Annotated in this window: 18 protein-coding genes; 10 read left to right on the top strand and 8 right to left on the bottom strand. The window is 71.2% G+C overall.

Annotation, left to right across the window (positions count from 1 at the left end; genetic code table 11):
* The first annotated feature begins 211 nt into the window (after nt 1–211).
* The 3 genes from trxB (at nt 212) to rpmG (ending at nt 1,860) form a co-directional block, all read left to right on the top strand.
* Nucleotides 212–1,168 carry a thioredoxin-disulfide reductase gene (gene trxB, locus H4F90_RS00605; protein ID WP_182660472.1) on the top strand — a complete coding sequence of 319 codons (957 nt, stop codon included), beginning with the start codon at nt 212–214 and terminating at the stop codon, nt 1,166–1,168.
* Nucleotides 1,169–1,415: 247 nt separating this feature from the next.
* Nucleotides 1,416–1,649, top strand: a complete 234-nt coding sequence (gene rpmB / locus H4F90_RS00600) for a 50S ribosomal protein L28 (RefSeq protein WP_182660471.1) — start codon at nt 1,416–1,418, stop codon at nt 1,647–1,649.
* A 40-nt stretch (nt 1,650–1,689) separates the two neighbouring features.
* On the top strand, nt 1,690–1,860 hold the full coding sequence (gene rpmG / locus H4F90_RS00595) for a 50S ribosomal protein L33 (protein ID WP_182660469.1): 171 nt from the start codon (nt 1,690–1,692) through the stop codon (nt 1,858–1,860).
* A gap of 103 nt (nt 1,861–1,963) precedes the next feature.
* Here the strand turns inward: rpmG and H4F90_RS00590 are convergent, their stop codons facing one another.
* On the bottom strand, nt 1,964–2,893 hold the full coding sequence (locus H4F90_RS00590; protein ID WP_182660467.1) for a bestrophin family protein: 930 nt from the start codon (nt 2,891–2,893) through the stop codon (nt 1,964–1,966).
* Between the two features lie 134 nt (nt 2,894–3,027).
* On the opposite strand from H4F90_RS00590, the gene H4F90_RS00585 reads away from it, so the two are divergent.
* Nucleotides 3,028–3,255, top strand: coding sequence for a hypothetical protein (locus tag H4F90_RS00585; RefSeq protein WP_182660465.1), 228 nt, complete (start codon nt 3,028–3,030; stop codon nt 3,253–3,255).
* 1 nt (nt 3,256) lies between these two features.
* A complete protein-coding gene (locus H4F90_RS00580; RefSeq protein WP_182660463.1) occupies nt 3,257–3,613 on the top strand; it encodes an H-NS family nucleoid-associated regulatory protein in 357 nt (118 codons plus the stop codon).
* Between the two features lie 64 nt (nt 3,614–3,677).
* Here the strand turns inward: H4F90_RS00580 and H4F90_RS00575 are convergent, their stop codons facing one another.
* The 6 genes from H4F90_RS00575 to H4F90_RS00550 are packed head-to-tail and all read right to left on the bottom strand — an operon-like array spanning nt 3,678 to nt 8,893.
* A complete protein-coding gene (locus tag H4F90_RS00575) occupies nt 3,678–4,133 on the bottom strand; it encodes a GNAT family N-acetyltransferase (RefSeq protein ID WP_182660460.1) in 456 nt (151 codons plus the stop codon).
* Complete coding sequence (locus H4F90_RS00570) at nt 4,130–5,116, bottom strand: alpha/beta hydrolase (RefSeq protein ID WP_235971893.1); 987 nt, start codon at nt 5,114–5,116, stop codon at nt 4,130–4,132. Before H4F90_RS00570 ends, H4F90_RS00575 begins: the two co-directional genes overlap by 4 nt.
* A 58-nt stretch (nt 5,117–5,174) precedes the next feature.
* Complete coding sequence (locus H4F90_RS00565; RefSeq protein WP_182660458.1) at nt 5,175–5,750, bottom strand: 2OG-Fe(II) oxygenase; 576 nt, start codon at nt 5,748–5,750, stop codon at nt 5,175–5,177.
* 47 nt (nt 5,751–5,797) lie between these two features.
* Nucleotides 5,798–7,720, bottom strand: a complete 1,923-nt coding sequence (gene dxs / locus H4F90_RS00560) for a 1-deoxy-D-xylulose-5-phosphate synthase (protein ID WP_182660457.1) — start codon at nt 7,718–7,720, stop codon at nt 5,798–5,800.
* 19 nt (nt 7,721–7,739) lie between these two features.
* A complete protein-coding gene (locus tag H4F90_RS00555; protein WP_182660455.1) occupies nt 7,740–8,633 on the bottom strand; it encodes a polyprenyl synthetase family protein in 894 nt (297 codons plus the stop codon).
* Nucleotides 8,630–8,893 (bottom strand): exodeoxyribonuclease VII small subunit, encoded by a 264-nt coding sequence (locus H4F90_RS00550; protein WP_182660453.1) that lies wholly within the window; start codon nt 8,891–8,893, stop codon nt 8,630–8,632. Before H4F90_RS00550 ends, H4F90_RS00555 begins: the two co-directional genes overlap by 4 nt.
* Before the next feature lie 258 nt (nt 8,894–9,151).
* On the opposite strand from H4F90_RS00550, the gene H4F90_RS00545 reads away from it, so the two are divergent.
* The 4 genes from H4F90_RS00545 to H4F90_RS00530 all read left to right on the top strand — a co-directional run bounded on the left by H4F90_RS00545 (nt 9,152) and on the right by H4F90_RS00530 (nt 12,798).
* Nucleotides 9,152–10,279 (top strand): aromatic ring-hydroxylating oxygenase subunit alpha, encoded by a 1,128-nt coding sequence (locus H4F90_RS00545; protein WP_182660451.1) that lies wholly within the window; start codon nt 9,152–9,154, stop codon nt 10,277–10,279.
* Between the two features lie 98 nt (nt 10,280–10,377).
* Nucleotides 10,378–11,298: a DMT family transporter gene (locus tag H4F90_RS00540; RefSeq protein ID WP_235971892.1), complete on the top strand. Its 921-nt coding sequence runs from the start codon at nt 10,378–10,380 to the stop codon at nt 11,296–11,298.
* Between the two features lie 58 nt (nt 11,299–11,356).
* Nucleotides 11,357–12,250 carry a sulfurtransferase gene (locus H4F90_RS00535; RefSeq protein ID WP_182660450.1) on the top strand — a complete coding sequence of 298 codons (894 nt, stop codon included), beginning with the start codon at nt 11,357–11,359 and terminating at the stop codon, nt 12,248–12,250.
* Between the two features lie 113 nt (nt 12,251–12,363).
* Entirely contained in the window at nt 12,364–12,798 is a 435-nt protein-coding gene (locus H4F90_RS00530) for a universal stress protein (RefSeq protein WP_182660448.1), read from the top strand.
* Between the two features lie 22 nt (nt 12,799–12,820).
* On the opposite strand, the gene purN is transcribed toward H4F90_RS00530, so the two are convergent.
* Nucleotides 12,821–13,519: a phosphoribosylglycinamide formyltransferase gene (gene purN / locus H4F90_RS00525; RefSeq protein ID WP_182660446.1), complete on the bottom strand. Its 699-nt coding sequence runs from the start codon at nt 13,517–13,519 to the stop codon at nt 12,821–12,823.
* Between the two features lie 85 nt (nt 13,520–13,604).
* Here purN and H4F90_RS00520 point away from each other — a divergent pair, with 85 nt between their 5' ends.
* Nucleotides 13,605–14,288, top strand: coding sequence for a site-2 protease family protein (locus tag H4F90_RS00520; RefSeq protein WP_235971891.1), 684 nt, complete (start codon nt 13,605–13,607; stop codon nt 14,286–14,288).
* Nucleotides 14,289–14,307: the final 19 nt, after the last annotated feature.

Genomic DNA, 14,307 nt, shown 5'->3' with positions numbered 1-14,307 from the left:
GCGATCGCCGCGATAGCCCGGCGTCACGCGCCGGTCGGACGCCGCTCCCTAGAATCCCGGTAAGGTTTTCGGGCTGCAGCGTGACGACCGTCACGAATTGACTCTACGAACTCCCCCCGGTGGCCAAAGGGCCGATAAACCGGGGCGATACCCGCCAGCGGCTTGGATCCCCCAAGCGGCCGCCCTCCTTCCCTGCCGAACCCCTCCGACCATGAGTGCTCCCACCCACGCCCGCGTCCTCATCCTGGGGTCGGGCCCGGCCGGCTACACCGCCGCCGTCTACGCCGCCCGCGCCAACCTCAAGCCGCTGCTGATCACCGGCCTGGCCCAGGGCGGCCAGCTGATGACCACGACCGAGGTCGACAACTGGCCGGCCGACGTGCACGGCGTGCAGGGCCCGGAACTGATGCAGCGCTTCCTGGAACACGCCGAGCGCTTCAAGACCGAGATCGTGTTCGACCACATCCACACGGTGGATTTCTCGCAGCGGCCCTTCACGCTGCAGGGCGACAACGGCAGCTACACCTGCGACGCGCTGATCATTGCCACCGGCGCCTCGGCCAAGTACCTGGGCCTGCCGAGCGAGCAGGCCTTCATGGGGCGCGGCGTCAGCGGCTGCGCGACCTGCGACGGCTTCTTCTACCGCGAGCAGAAGGTCTGCGTGGTCGGCGGCGGCAACACCGCGGTGGAGGAGGCGCTCTACCTGTCGAACATCGCCAGCGTCGTGCACCTGATCCATCGCCGCGACAAGTTCAAGGCCGAGGCCATCCTGATCGACAAGCTGATGGAGAAGGTCGCCGCCGGGAAGATCGTGCTGGAGGTGAACCAGCGTCTCGACGAGGTGCTGGGCGACGCCAGCGGCGTGACCGGTGTGCGCCTGGCCTCGGTCGACGGCAGCGCGACGAAGGAGCTGGCCGTGCAAGGCTGCTTCATCGCCATCGGCCACCAGCCCAACACCGGGATCTTCGAGGGCAAGCTGGCGATGAAGGACGGCTACCTCGTCACCCAGAGCGGCCTGAACGGCATGGCCACGCAGACCAGCGTGCCCGGCGTCTTCGCCGCCGGCGATGTGCAGGACCACGTCTACCGCCAGGCCATCACCAGCGCCGGCACCGGCTGCATGGCGGCGCTGGACGCGCAGCGCTTCCTCGAACAGCAGGGCGCCTGAGCCCCGCGCAGGGGGCGGCTCGCGGCCAGGGCTGTCCCGGTGTCGCGGGCCTGTCTATAATGCGCGTTTTTGTCGGAATCCGACCCGGGCTTTGCAGCCCGAGCAGGACGCGCCGCAAGGCACCGGCAACGCCCCATCGGGGCGCCCGTTTCGGGCGAACCGGGAAGGCAGGGGCCGACATCAGGGCCGCCGATGGGGGCGGGTCCTGCTCTGCAGGTCGATTCGAAACACAGATCGGAGAAGCGTCATGGCACGCGTCTGTCAAGTCACGGGCAAGCGCCCGATGGTCGGGAACAACGTCTCCCACGCCAACAACAAGACCAAGCGTCGGTTCCTGCCCAACCTGCAGTACCGCCGCTTCTGGCTGGAGACCGAGAACCGCTGGGTGCGCCTGCGCATCAGCGGCGCCGCGCTGCGGCTGATCGACAAGGTCGGCATCGACCAGGTCGTCGCCGAGCTGCGCGCCAAGGGCGAGCTCTGAGCCGCATCCCCAACCATCACGCTGAGATTAGGAGCTAGCCATGGCAGCCAAAGGCGGACGCGAAAAGATCAAGCTGGAGTCCACCGCGGGCACCGGCCACTTCTACACCACCACCAAGAACAAGAAGACCACGCCCGAGAAGCTGGAGTTTTCGAAGTTCGATCCCAAGGCCCGCAAGCACGTGGCCTACAAGGAAGTGAAGCTGAAGTGATGCCCGGGCGCTGCCTGCGCAGCGCCGCGAAGCAGGCCAAGAGAAACCCCGCCCGGCTGCATGGCCCGGCGGGGTTTTCTTCGTCCGGGCCCCGGACGCTGCCTCACCGCAGGCAGCCGTCGACGGCCTGGAGCGGTGGCGGGGCCGGTTCGCCCAGGGCCTCGCGAAGGTCGATCTCGATGACGCGACACAGCGCATCGAGCGGCAGATGGTGCGCGCTCAGGCCGAAGGGCTGCTCGATCTCGTCCCCGAGCGCGTCGAGGCCGAAGAAGGTGTAGGCGACGATGGCCACCACGAAGGGCGTCATGAAGCCGAGCTGATCGATCAGGCCGAAGGGCAGCAGGAAGCAGTAGAGGTAGGCCGTGCGGTGCAGCAGGAGCATGTAGGCGAAGGGGATCGGCGTGCCGCGCAGGCGCTCGCAGCCAGCATGGGCCTGGGTCAGCTCGGTCAGCGAGCGATCAATCTCCGCCGCGAGCGCAGGAGCGACCCGGCCTTCCTCCAGGGCGCGGCCGAGCAGGCCGGCATTGCGGCGCAACAGGGCCTCGCTGGGCAGGCGCAGCCGCAGCGCGGCGTCGATCTCCTGCGGATCGAGCAGGCCATCGAGTTCCGGGCCGGGCGTGCTGCCGCGCAGCTGGTGGCGGACCATGTGGGCGTGGGCGATGCAGCGGCGGACGAAGTCGCCATGGGCCTGCCGGCCGGCGGATGAGTCCTCGGCCGGGCGCACCAGACTCAACCACTGGCGCGCAAGCGTGCGCGAGGACTGCACCATCCGGCCCCAGAGCCCGCGCGCCTCCCAGTAGCGGTCGTAGGCCGTGCTGTTGCGAAAGCCGAGGAAGATGGCCAGGGCCAGCCCGATCAGCGAGAAGGGCACCGGCGTCAGCGTGATCTTCCAGTGGAAAAGCACGCCGTGGCTGAGCGTAACGACGACCGCCAGCAGGGTGCAGGTCAGCAGGCTGGGGGCGATGCGCGGCAGGATGGAGCCACGCAACGCAAAGAAGAGACGCAGCGCATTCGGCCGTTCGTAGACGATCATGGGACAGGACAGGCCAGGGCCAGGAAGCGAGAAGGCGGCCCGATGCTAACCAGCCGGTCCGGATGGCCTGGCGATTTGCAGGTCAGCGCCAGTTCAGCTTGGCAAGGACTGTCGCAGTCGAAGACAATAGAGGGATGGCTGCATCCTCCGACACCACCACCAAAGTCGCCGAAAACGGCCTGCGCTACAAAAGCAAGGCTCCCGGCTCCCCCTTCGTGTCCTCTGGTGCTTTCTCCTCGAGCACCATGTCCTGCTTCCTTTGCGGCAAGCACCGCCTGCGGTCCCAGCTGAAGAGCCGGCGCCTGCTGGGCAAGGTGCAGACGGTCTGCGCGCCGAGCTGCAAGGAGCTCGCCAACACCTGACATGGCGGAGTCCTCGCTGACGCCCGAACAGCGCGTGGTGGTCCACCGCATTCGGGCGCTGATGGCGTTCTGGCAGATCACGCCGGACGAACTGACAGACCCTGAGTTCGCCTTGCCAGCTCCCCCGCCAGCTGCCGCGCCGCCCGCGGCCCCGAAGTACCGCCACCCCCGCAGTGGCGAGACCTGGGATGGTCAGGGCTCCCAGCCCGACTGGCTGCGCCAAGCCCTGCTGCGGGAGGGTTTCCTCGTCGAGGAACTGCGGATCGAGGCTGAGGCCGCGGTTGCACTGCCGTCCGAGGCTTCGGATCACCCCACCGGGCCCGACCGACCCAAGGCGCAGACCACCACCTTGCCCTGAAGGGTTACGGGACACGCGGGAGGGTGTCCTTACCCGGCTTTCTCCCGGCTGGAGCGCGGCAAGCTCAGAGACAGAGCCGCATCGTGCGATGTTCGATGCCGGCGTCCAGGTAGACCGGTCCCTCGGCAATCCAGCCTTCCGACGCATAGAAGGCCAGCGCATGACACTGGGCGGACAGGGTCAGCACCCGATCGCCGCGTGCACGCGCCACCTCGCGCAGGGCCCGCAGCATGAGGCGCCCCCAGCCGGCCCCACGCCAGGCCGGCAAGACGGCCATGCGGCCCAGGCGGGCTTCCCCGCCACGCGAGGGCAGCAGACGTGCGGTGGCCAGGGCGCGGCCCGAGGCCTCGACGACGAGGGCGTGCAGCGCCACGGCGTCCTCCGCATCCCATTCCAGCGCGACCGGCACGCCCTGTTCCTCGATGAAGACAGCGCCACGGACGGCGCGGGCCCCCTCCCCCAGCCCGGCCCAGTCTCCGAGCCTGAGCTGCGGCGAGGTCACCGGGACGGCGCAGCTCATTCCGTGAGCCCCAGGGCCTGACGAAGCGCCTCGGCGGCCTCGGCCTGGGCCTGCAGGGCTTCGGGCAAGGCCCGGCCCATCTTCAGGAAGTCGTGGACGACACCTGGCCAGACACGCAGCGTGACGGGTACCCCGGCATGGCGCAGCGCCTCGGCATAGGCACAGGCATCGTCATGCAGGGGATCGCAGGCCGCCAGCCCCATCCACAGCGGTGCGGCACCATGCATCGCGGGGGCCAGCAAGGGGGCGAAGCGCCAGTCCTCGCGTTCGGCGGGATCGGCGTAGTGGTCGAAGAACCAGTCCAGCGTGGTGTCGGACAGCAGATGGTCGCGGCGGTAGGCCGCATAGCTGGCGGTGTGCCGCAGGCGGCCACAGGCCGGGTAGATCAGCAGCTGGAGACGCAGCGCCGGCAAGGCCGGATCGGCCGGCCGGCCCTGGGCATCGCGGCGCGCGGCGATCGCGCAGACGGCCGCCAGCGTGCCGCCCGCACTGTCACCCCCGACGGCCAGGCGCCGAGGATCCAGGCCGAGGCGGGCCGCCTCGCGACCCAGCCAGGCCAGGGCATCCAGCGCATCGTGCACGGCGGTGGGGAAGCGGTGTTCGGGCGCGCGGCGGTAGTCCAGCGCCAGGACGGCCGCACCGCTGCGCAGGGCCAACTGACGGCAGAGGCTGTCGTGGCTTTCGAGGTCACCCAGCACATAGCCGCCGCCATGCAGGAAGAGCAGCACCGGCCGCAGGCCCTCGGCCGGGCCATGGGCATAGAGGCGGGCGGCGATGCGCTGGCCGTCGCGCATCGGCAGCCGAAGGTCCTCGACCCGGTCCAGCGGCGCGCGCGGCAGGTCGAGGATCTCGGCCCCGCGGGCATAGGCCAGGCGGGCCCCCTCGACGCCCAGGCTGGGCAGCGGCGGCCGGCCCGCCCGCTCGATGCGGACCAGCAGCTCGCGCATGCGCGGATTCAGGTCGGGGCGATGCACCTCGGGCATCGGCCCGGTTCCGGCGAGGTCGGCCCCGGTCATGTCAGCCCGCGGCAGGCAGGGACGCTCAGCGCCACTTCGGGCCGTCGAACCAGACCGCCAGGCTGTGGCGCCGGCCGCGGGTCACCGGCCGCAGGGCATGGGGCACGAAGGACGGGAAGACGAAGACCGTGCCCTGGGTGCGGATAGCCTGCTTGTCGGGGTAGGCGCCCCCGAGGTCATAGAGCTCGAAGTCACCGCCGTCGTACTCAGCCGGATCCGTCAGCTGGACGATGACGGTGAGCTTGCGGTGGTAGTGCGGATCGCCATTCATCCAGAACACGTCGTGGTGGCGGTCGTACTTGCCCTCGTAGCTGGCGTCGTACTCGGCCAGCTGGATGTAGCTGAGGTTGGTGATGTGGAAGTTGAACCAGTCGCGGTTCGCGACCAGGCCCAGGCGCCAGACCTCGTCGAAGAGGAACTGGAAATCCGGATCGTTGACCTGGATGAAACGCACCCGCGAACGGCGATGGCTCAGGTCCTTGTTGTCCCCGCCCTTGCCCATCACCGCCTGCTGGTCGGGGATGCGCTGGGCCAGGGCCAGGATGCGTTCGCAGGTCTCGGGGCTGAAATGCCCCTGGAAATAGCACCACTCGCCCTTCATCGCGGCTCCTGGGGACGGGAGGGGACCGGAGCGATCCGGCGCAGGATTCAGGCCGCGGCCTGGCGGCCACCGCCGTCGAGCGCACTCACCGGCAGGAAGCGCTGGCGGATCGAACGCTCGATGCCGGCGGCATCCAGGCCGAGTTGCGCCATCAGCAGCGCGGGATCGCCATGCTCGATGAAGGCGTCGGGCAGGCCCAGCGTCAGCACCGGCTTGACCTGGCCGAGGGCCTGCAGGGCCTCCAGCACCGCGCTGCCCGCACCGCCGGGCAAGCAGCCTTCCTCGACGGTGACCAGGGCCTCGTGCTCGCGGGCCATGCGCTCGAGCAGCGCACGGTCGAGCGGCTTGACGAAGCGCATGTCGACGACGGTGGCGTCCAGCGCCTCGCCGGCCGCCAGCGCCGCCTGCAGCACGGTGCCGAAGGCCAGGATGGCCAGACGCGGACCGGCGCCCTGGCCGCCGGCCGTGCGCCGCACCAGGCCCTGGCCCCAGGGCAGCGGCGTCAGGTCGCTGCCGGCGGCGATGCCGGTGCCGGCCCCGCGCGGGTAGCGAACCGCCACCGGATGGTCCTGCAGGAAGGCGGCGGACAGCGCCATGCGGCACTCGCGCTCGTCGGACGGCGTGATCAGGCTGCAGTTCGGGATGCAGCGGGTGTAGGCGATGTCGTAGGCACCGTTGTGCGTGGCGCCGTCGGCCCCGACGATGCCGGCGCGGTCGAGCGCGAAGACGACCGGCAGGTTCTGGATCGCGACGTCGTGGATCAGCTGGTCGTAGCCGCGCTGCAGAAAGGTCGAGTAGATCGCGACGACCGGCTTCAGCCCTTCGCAGGCCAGGCCGGCGGCGAAGGTGACCGCATGCTGCTCGGCGATGCCGACATCGAAGTAGCGCTGCGGGAAGCGGCGCTCGAACTCGACCAGACCCGAGCCCTCGCGCATGGCCGGCGTGATGCCGACCAGGCGCTCGTCGACCGCTGCCTGGTCGCACAGCCACTGGCCGAAGACCTGGGTGAAGGTGGGCTTGGGCGGCGTGAGCGGCTTGAGCAGGCCGATCGCCGGATCGAACTTGCCGGGGCCGTGGTAGGCGATCGGGTCGGCCTCGGCCCGGTCGTAGCCGAAGCCCTTGCGGGTGACCACGTGCAGGAACTGCGCGCCGGGCTTGTCGCGCAGGTTCTCCAGCGTGGGGATGAGCGCGTCGAGGTCGTGGCCGTCGATCGGGCCGACGTAGTTGAAGCCGAACTCCTCGAAGATCGTGCCGGGCACGACCATGCCCTTGGCATGCTCCTCGAAGCGGCGCGCCAGCTCGAAGAGCGGCGGCGCGTTCTTCAGCACGCTCTTCGCGCCCTCTCGGGCCGAGGCGTAGAACTTGCCGCTCATCAACCGCGCGAGGTATTTGTTCAGCGCCCCGACCGGCGGGCTGATCGACATGTCGTTGTCGTTGAGCACGACCAGGACCTGCGGCACCTTGCCCTGATGCGGCACGCCACCGTTGTTCAGGGCCTCGAAGGCCATGCCGGCCGTCATGGCGCCATCGCCGATCACCGCCACGCAGTGGCGCGACTCGCCGCGGATCTGGGCGGCCAGGGCCATGCCGAGCGCGGCCGAGATCGAGGTCGAGGAATGCGCGGTGCCGAAGGTGTCGTACTCGCTCTCGTCGCGGCGCGGGAAGCCGCTGAGGCCGCCGAGCTGGCGCAGCGTGCCCATGCGCTCGCGGCGGCCGGTCAGGATCTTGTGCGGATAGGTCTGGTGGCCGACGTCCCAGACCAGGCGGTCGTCGGGGGTGTCGAAGACGTGGTGCAGCGCGATCGTCAGCTCGACCGTGCCGAGATTGCTCGACAGGTGGCCGCCGGTGCGCGCCACGCTCTGCAGCAGGAAGTCGCGCAGCTCGTCGGCCAGCTGCTTGAGCTGAGGGCGGCTGAGCCGCCGGACATCGGCGGGGCTGTCGATGGTGGAGAGCAGGGGGTGATCGGTCATCGTCGGCATCCTGCGCAGCTCAGGAGGTGCGGTCCAGCACGCGGTCGGCCAGCAGGCCGAGACGCTCGGTCTGCGGCAGACCGCTGCGGGCCAGGGCGGCATGGGCGCGCGCATGCAAGTCGCGGGCGCGGGTGCGGGCCACCTCCAGGCCGAGCACGGTGACAAAGGTGGGCTTGTTGGCGTCGGCGTCCTTGCCCGCCGTCTTGCCCAGCGTGGCCGAGGCCTGGGTCGCGTCCAGGATGTCGTCGACCACCTGGAAGGCCACGCCGAGGGCCGCGCCGAAATCGGACAGGGCAGCCCAGGCAGCGGGCGACGGCGCGCCACAGGCGGCACCCATCTTCACGCTGGTCTGCAGCAGCGCGCCGGTCTTGCGGCGGTGCATGTCGGCCAGCTGGACCTCGTCAAGCGGCTGGCCGACGCTGCTGAGATCGATGGCCTGGCCGCCGGCCATGCCCTCCTCGCCGGCCGCCCGCGCCAGCAGACCGACCAGCCGGGCCTGCAGCGCAGCGGGCATCTCGCCCTCCGCCGGCGTCAGCACCTCGAAGGCCAGGGCCTGCATCGCATCGCCGGCCAGCATGGCCATGGCCTGGCCGTAGCGCACATGGACGGTGGGCTTGCCGCGGCGCAGGACATCGTTGTCCATGCAGGGCATGTCGTCGTGGATCAGCGAGTAGGCGTGGATCAGCTCGACGGCACAGGCCGCACGCAAAGCCGCCTCGGACGCGGCGGCCCCCACGGCCTCGGCCGCGGCCATCACCAGCAGGGGGCGCAGGCGCTTGCCGCCGTCGAGCACGCCGTAGCGCATCACCTCGCCGAGCCCGGCCGGCGCTTCCAGGCGCACCCAGGTCGTCAGGCCCTGCTCGACGCGGCCGAGGGTCTCGCGCGTCCAGGCCTCGAAGGCGTCGTGCGTCATGCGTCCTTCCAGGGCTTGAGCTGATCGGCTTCCAGCACCTGCACCTGCTGCTCGACGGCCTGGAGCTGCTCGCGGCAGTAGGCGAGCAGTTCGGCCCCGCGGCGGTAGCCGTCGAGCAGGCGGTCGAGCGGCCACTGGCCGGACTCCAGCCCCGAGACCAGCGTGTCCAGCTCGGCCAGCGCCGCTTCGTAGCTGGGCGGCGGATCGGCCGCCACGGGGGCCGCGGCGGAACGGGAAGGGGGCGAAGGAGATCGGGCCATCGTGCAGGGCGCGCGGCCCATCGGAATCGCTCAACAAGGAATCTGGGGGATTGTAGTCAGCGGGCTTTTCGGGACGGGCGCGGGCACAGCCCATCGGCTGCATCCACCCCCCCTGGCTACAATGCGGGCCCCCGTCGTCCCCCGACGGTCCCTTGGTGCAGCTCGGCCGGCATCGACCTGAACAGGTCGCACCGCCCCCCGCCGGAATCGCGAGCTGCTGGGCCCTGCTTGTCCTTCAAGACTGGAGTTGCCCGGACCATGTCCGACCTGAGCATCACCCGCAACGTCCTCGGGCGCAGCCATGCGCAGCTGCCCGTGTCGAGCTATTTCGACGAGGAACTCTACCGTCGCGAAATGGAGGTGCTCATCCGACCTGGCCCGCGCTACCTCGGGCATGCGCTCGCGGTGCCCGAGGTGGGCGACCACCACACCCTGCTGCACGAGGGCGAGGGCCGCGCCCTGGTCCGGACGAAGGAGGGCATCGAGCTGGTCTCGAATGTCTGCCGCCACCGCCAGGCCATCATGCTGCGCGGCCGTGGCAACACGGGCTCGAACATCGTCTGCCCGCTGCACCGCTGGACCTACGACCTGCAGGGCCAGTTGGTCGGCGCACCGCACTTCGCGGAGGACCCCTGCCTGCACCTGCCGCGCTACCCGATCCAGGAATGGAACGGCCTGCTCTTCGAGGCCAACGGCGTCGACGTGGCGGCCGACCTGGGCAGCCTGGGCCCGCGCAGCGCGCTGAACTTCGAGGGCTATGTCTTCGACCGCGCCCACGTGCACCACTGCGCCTACAACTGGAAGACCTTCATCGAGGTCTATCTGGAGGACTACCACGTCGGCCCCTTCCACCCCGGTCTCGGCAACTTCGTGACCTGCGAGGACCTGCGCTGGGAGATGGGCCGCGAGCACTCGGTGCAGACCGTGGGCGTGGCCAACCATGCCGGCCAGGCCCTGGGCAAGCCCGGCTCCGATGTCTACCGCCAATGGCACGAGGCGCTGCTGCGCTTCCGCGAGGGCGAGGCGCCCGCCCATGGCGCGATCTGGCTGACCTACTACCCGCTGACCATGGTGGAGTGGTATCCGCATGTGCTGGTCGTCTCGACCCTGCACCCGCGCGGGCCGCGCGAGACGCTGAACCTCGTCGAGTTCTTCTATCCCGAGGAGATCCACGCCTTCGAGCGTGACTTCATCGAGGCCCAGCAGGCCGCCTACATGGAGACCTGCGTCGAGGACGACGAGATCGCCGAACGCATGGACGCCGGCCGCCTGGCCCTGTACCAGCGCGGCGACAACGACGCCGGCCCCTACCAGAGCCCGATGGAAGACGGCATGCAGCACTTCCACGAGTGGTACCGGCGCAAGATGGGCCCGGCCTTCGGCTGAGCGGCCGGCCTGTCCGTCCCGCACCCCAGCCGCGCCGTCCGCGCGGCGCCCGAGGGGCACGGTCCGCCCGGCCGTGCCCCTTCGTCTTGCCCCCGTCGATGACCCGCCTGCCCCCCGCCGTGGCCATGCTGCTGGCCACCCTGTGCTTTGCGCTGATGAGCGTGGCCGTGAAGTTCGCGAGCCAGCGCTACGGCACCGGCGAGGTGGTCTTCTACCGCGGCCTGATCGGCATGCTGGCCATGGCCACGCTGCTGCGCGCCCAGGGCGGCAGCTGGCGCACGCCGGTGCCCGGCATGCATGTCTGGCGCAGCGCCTCGGGGGTGACGGCCTTGTCGATGTGGTTCATCGCGATCGGCGGCCTGCCGCTGGCCACCGCGATCACGCTGAACTACATGAGCTCGGTCTGGATGGCGCTGTTCCTGATCGGCGGCGCCGTGCTGATGGGCGGGCGGCGCGTCGACGGCCGCCTGGTCGCCTGCGTGCTGCTGGGCTTCGGCGGCGTCGCGCTGATCCTGCAGCCGACGCTGGCGCGCGAGCAGCTGGGCCATGGCCTGATCGGCCTGGCCTCGGGCCTGCTGTCGGCCCTGGCCTATCTGCAGGTCACCGCGCTCGGCCGGGCGGGGGAGCCGGAGGCGCGGGTGGTCTTCTATTTCTCGATGGGCAGCGTGCTCGTCGGCCTGGGCCTGACCCTGCTCGGGCCGCTGCTGGGCCTGGGCGGCGGCTGGACCCGGACCCACACGCCCTTCGGCCTGGCCTGCCTGCTGGCCGTCGGCGGCTTCGCCACCCTGGCGCAGTGGCTGATGACCCGGGCCTATGCCAGCGGCAGCACCCTGGTCAACGCCAGCCTGCACTACCTCGGCATCGTCTACGCCGCCGTCTTCGGCAGCCTGTTCTTCGGCGATGTGCTGAACGCGACGGCGCTGGCCGGCATGGCCCTGGTCGTGGTGGCCGGCCTGGGCGCCACCCTGCTGCGCAGCCGGGCGGCGCCCGATGCCGCGGCCGATCCCGCCGAGGCCTGAACCGGGCCGGCCGCAAGCCGCCAGAATCCGCAGAGGCCGACCCTCCCGGCCCCTGGAGATGCCGATGACCGCCCCCGCCCTGCCCACCCCGCTGATCGATGCCACCGCCCTCGCCGCCCGCCTCGCGGCCGGGGCCGCGACGCTGATCGTCGACTGCAGCTTCGAGCTGAGCGACCCGGCCGCCGGCGAAGCCCAGTTCGCCGAAGCCCACCTGCCCGGCGCGGTGTACGCCCATCTGGACCGCGACCTCGCCGGCCCCAGGCAGGGCCCCGACGGCCGCTTCCGCGGCCGCCACCCCCTGCCCGATCGCGCGGCCTTCGCCGCCACCCTGGGCCGCTGGGGCCTACGCCCCGGCATGGCCTTGGTCGTCTACGACCGCCAGGGCGCCGGCTTCGCGGCCCGGCTGTGGTGGCTGGCGCGCTGGGCCGGCCACGAGGCCGTGGCCGTGCTCGACGGCGGCCTGGCCGCATGGCAGGCGGCCGGCGGCTCGATCGAGCACGGCGGCCTGGCCGACAGCACCGCCCGCCCGGCCACGTCCACGCCCTACCCGCCCGGCCGCACGACGATGCCGACGCTCGATGCCGAAGCCGTGCAGGCCCTGGACGGGCGTCTGACGGTGATCGACGCCCGCGCCGGCGAACGCTTCCGCGGCGAAGTCGAGCCGCTGGATGCCGTGGCCGGCCACATCCCCGGCGCGCTCAACCGCTTCTTCAAGGACAACCTGGGCACCGACGGCCGCTTCAAGCCGGCCGGGCAGCTGCGCGAAGATTTCGCCGGCCTGATCGGCGACCGGCCGCTGGACCAGGTCGTCCATCAGTGCGGCTCGGGCGTGACCGCCTGCCACAACCTGCTGGCCCTGGCCGTGGCCGGGCTCGACGGCAGCCGGCTCTACCCCGGCAGCTGGAGCGAGTGGTGCAGCGACCCGGCCCGGCCGGTGGCCACCGGCGCCTGAGCCGCGGCCCGCGGCCGGGCCGTCTCCTTGATCCCCCTCAAGACAGCCGGCAGCCGGGCGTGCCACGATGGCCGCAGGCCCCCGGCACCGGCGGGGCCTGAAGGAGACCTGCCATGTACAAGCGCATCCTCGTCCCCACCGACGGCAGCGAGATCACGGCCAAGGCCGTGCAGACGGCCGTCGCGATGGCCCGCCTCTTCGGCGCGCGCATCGACGCGCTCACCGTCAAGAAGCCCTTCGACTACGCCGGCATCAGCGAGATGGCGCCGGTCAGCCCCTCGGATTTCCAGGCCACGCAGAACCGCCTGGCCGAGCAGCGCCTGGCATCCATCGTCGAGGCCTGCGCGGCGGCCGGTGTGCCGCACACCGTGACGGCCGTCGAGGCCGACCGCCCGCACGAAGCCATCATCGACCACGCCCAGGCCACCGGCTGCGAGCTGATCGTGATGGCTTCGCATGGCCGGCGCGGCGTCAGCGCCCTGCTGCTCGGCAGCGAGACGCAGAAGGTGCTGACGCACTCCAAGCTGCCGGTGCTGGTGGTGCGCTGAGCCGGGCCCGGCCCGGGGCGCTTCAGTCCTGCGGGTCCAGCACGAAGCCGCGCGGCCGGCCGTCGCGCACCGCATAGTGCACGCGGCCGTCGGCGGCCTGCTCGCGCACCAGGCCGCCGCGCAGCAGGCGGCCGATCAGCTCGGGGTAGAGCCGGTGCTCGGCGCGCAGCACGCGCGCGGCGAGGCGGTCCTCGTCATCGTCGGGCCGCAGCGGCACGGCAGCCTGGCCAAGCAGCGGACCGTGGTCCAGCTCGGCCGTCACCTCATGCACCGTGCAGCCGGCCCAGACCGTGCCCGCCTCCAGCGCGCGGCGGTGGGTGTGCAGGCCGGGGAAGGCCGGCAGCAGCGAGGGATGGATGTTGATCATCCGGCCGGCAAAGCGGGCGACGAAGCCCGGCGTGAGGATGCGCATGTAGCCGGCCAGCAGCACCCAGTCCGGGCGCAGCGCGTCCAGGGTCTCGGCCAGCACGGCGTCGAAGGCCTCGCGGCTGGGGTGGGCGGTGTGGTCCAGCGCGAAGCTCGGCAGGCCGCGGGCGGCCGCCCAGGCCAGGCCGGCGGCTGCGGGTCGGTTGCTGATCACGCCGACGAACTCGGCCGGCCAGGCTTCGCGCTCGCAGGCCTCGGCCAGCACCTGCATGTTCGAGCCCCGGCCCGAGATCAGCACCGCCAGGCGCTGCCGGCGGGTGCCCGGGGCGGGCGTGGAAGAAGGGATGTCGCTCATCGGGCCGCAGTGTAGAAGCCGGCCCCGCGCGCCCCTGGCCCCGCGGGGGGCGCGACGGCACCCCCCACCTAGAATCCGCCGCTCCATGGAAGCCCCCGAGCTCGTCCGCACCCTGGCCGTCTACCTGCTGCCGGTCCTGTTCGCGATCACCCTGCACGAGGTCGCGCACGGCCATGCCGCCTGGCGCCTGGGCGATCCGACCGCCGCCGTGCTGGGCCGGCTGTCCCTGAACCCGCTGCGCCACATCGACCCGATCGGCACGGTGCTGATGCCCCTCTTGCTCTATGCAGGCACCGGCGGCGCCTTCGTCTTCGGTTATGCCAAGCCGGTGCCGGTGGACATGCGCCGGCTGCGACACCCGAAACGCGACATGGTCTGGGTGGCCTTTGCCGGCCCGGCTGCCAATCTGGTGCAGGCCCTGCTGTGGGCCGTGCTGGGCACCGGCCTGATCGTGCTGGGCGTCGAAGAGCCCTTCTTCCGCCTCGTCTGCAAGGCCGGCGTGCTGGTGAACCTGGTGATGTTCGCCTTCAACCTGCTGCCGCTGCCGCCGCTGGACGGCGGGCGCATCGCCGTCGGCCTCTTGCCCCTGCCCCTGGCCCGGCCGCTGGCGCGGGTGGAGCGCTGGGGCTTCTTCCTCGTCGTCGGCCTGGTGCTGATCGGCGTGGTCACCCCCTACTGGATGCTGCCGATCATGCGCTTCGTGCTGAAGCTGATGCGCGAACTGCTGCCGGCCCTGAACACCCTGCTGGCGACCCTGCCCAGCGCCTGAGAAGCCCGAACGAGCCTGT

The organism is Aquariibacter albus (assembly GCF_014145335.1).
In the GTDB taxonomy this organism is placed as follows: domain Bacteria; phylum Pseudomonadota; class Gammaproteobacteria; order Burkholderiales; family Burkholderiaceae_C; genus Aquariibacter; species Aquariibacter albus.
Note: the sequence above shows the minus strand (reverse complement) of the source record. Positions and strands in the feature narration are given on the sequence as shown.

What these genes read in the sequence shown, in the direction of transcription:
- trxB (WP_182660472.1), top strand. Translation starts at nt 212, where the DNA reads ATGAGTGCTCCCACCCACGCCCGCGTCCTCATCCTGGGGTCGGGCCCG.
- rpmB (WP_182660471.1), top strand. Translation starts at nt 1,416, where the DNA reads ATGGCACGCGTCTGTCAAGTCACGGGCAAGCGCCCGATGGTCGGGAAC.
- rpmG (WP_182660469.1), top strand. Translation starts at nt 1,690, where the DNA reads ATGGCAGCCAAAGGCGGACGCGAAAAGATCAAGCTGGAGTCCACCGCG.
- H4F90_RS00590 (WP_182660467.1), bottom strand. Translation starts at nt 2,893, where the DNA reads ATGATCGTCTACGAACGGCCGAATGCGCTGCGTCTCTTCTTTGCGTTG.
- H4F90_RS00585 (WP_182660465.1), top strand. Translation starts at nt 3,028, where the DNA reads ATGGCTGCATCCTCCGACACCACCACCAAAGTCGCCGAAAACGGCCTG.
- H4F90_RS00580 (WP_182660463.1), top strand. Translation starts at nt 3,257, where the DNA reads ATGGCGGAGTCCTCGCTGACGCCCGAACAGCGCGTGGTGGTCCACCGC.
- H4F90_RS00575 (WP_182660460.1), bottom strand. Translation starts at nt 4,133, where the DNA reads ATGAGCTGCGCCGTCCCGGTGACCTCGCCGCAGCTCAGGCTCGGAGAC.
- H4F90_RS00570 (WP_235971893.1), bottom strand. Translation starts at nt 5,116, where the DNA reads ATGCCCGAGGTGCATCGCCCCGACCTGAATCCGCGCATGCGCGAGCTG.
- H4F90_RS00565 (WP_182660458.1), bottom strand. Translation starts at nt 5,750, where the DNA reads ATGAAGGGCGAGTGGTGCTATTTCCAGGGGCATTTCAGCCCCGAGACC.
- dxs (WP_182660457.1), bottom strand. Translation starts at nt 7,720, where the DNA reads ATGACCGATCACCCCCTGCTCTCCACCATCGACAGCCCCGCCGATGTC.
- H4F90_RS00555 (WP_182660455.1), bottom strand. Translation starts at nt 8,633, where the DNA reads ATGACGCACGACGCCTTCGAGGCCTGGACGCGCGAGACCCTCGGCCGC.
- H4F90_RS00550 (WP_182660453.1), bottom strand. Translation starts at nt 8,893, where the DNA reads ATGGCCCGATCTCCTTCGCCCCCTTCCCGTTCCGCCGCGGCCCCCGTG.
- H4F90_RS00545 (WP_182660451.1), top strand. Translation starts at nt 9,152, where the DNA reads ATGTCCGACCTGAGCATCACCCGCAACGTCCTCGGGCGCAGCCATGCG.
- H4F90_RS00540 (WP_235971892.1), top strand. Translation starts at nt 10,378, where the DNA reads ATGACCCGCCTGCCCCCCGCCGTGGCCATGCTGCTGGCCACCCTGTGC.
- H4F90_RS00535 (WP_182660450.1), top strand. Translation starts at nt 11,357, where the DNA reads ATGCCGATGACCGCCCCCGCCCTGCCCACCCCGCTGATCGATGCCACC.
- H4F90_RS00530 (WP_182660448.1), top strand. Translation starts at nt 12,364, where the DNA reads ATGTACAAGCGCATCCTCGTCCCCACCGACGGCAGCGAGATCACGGCC.
- purN (WP_182660446.1), bottom strand. Translation starts at nt 13,519, where the DNA reads ATGAGCGACATCCCTTCTTCCACGCCCGCCCCGGGCACCCGCCGGCAG.
- H4F90_RS00520 (WP_235971891.1), top strand. Translation starts at nt 13,605, where the DNA reads ATGGAAGCCCCCGAGCTCGTCCGCACCCTGGCCGTCTACCTGCTGCCG.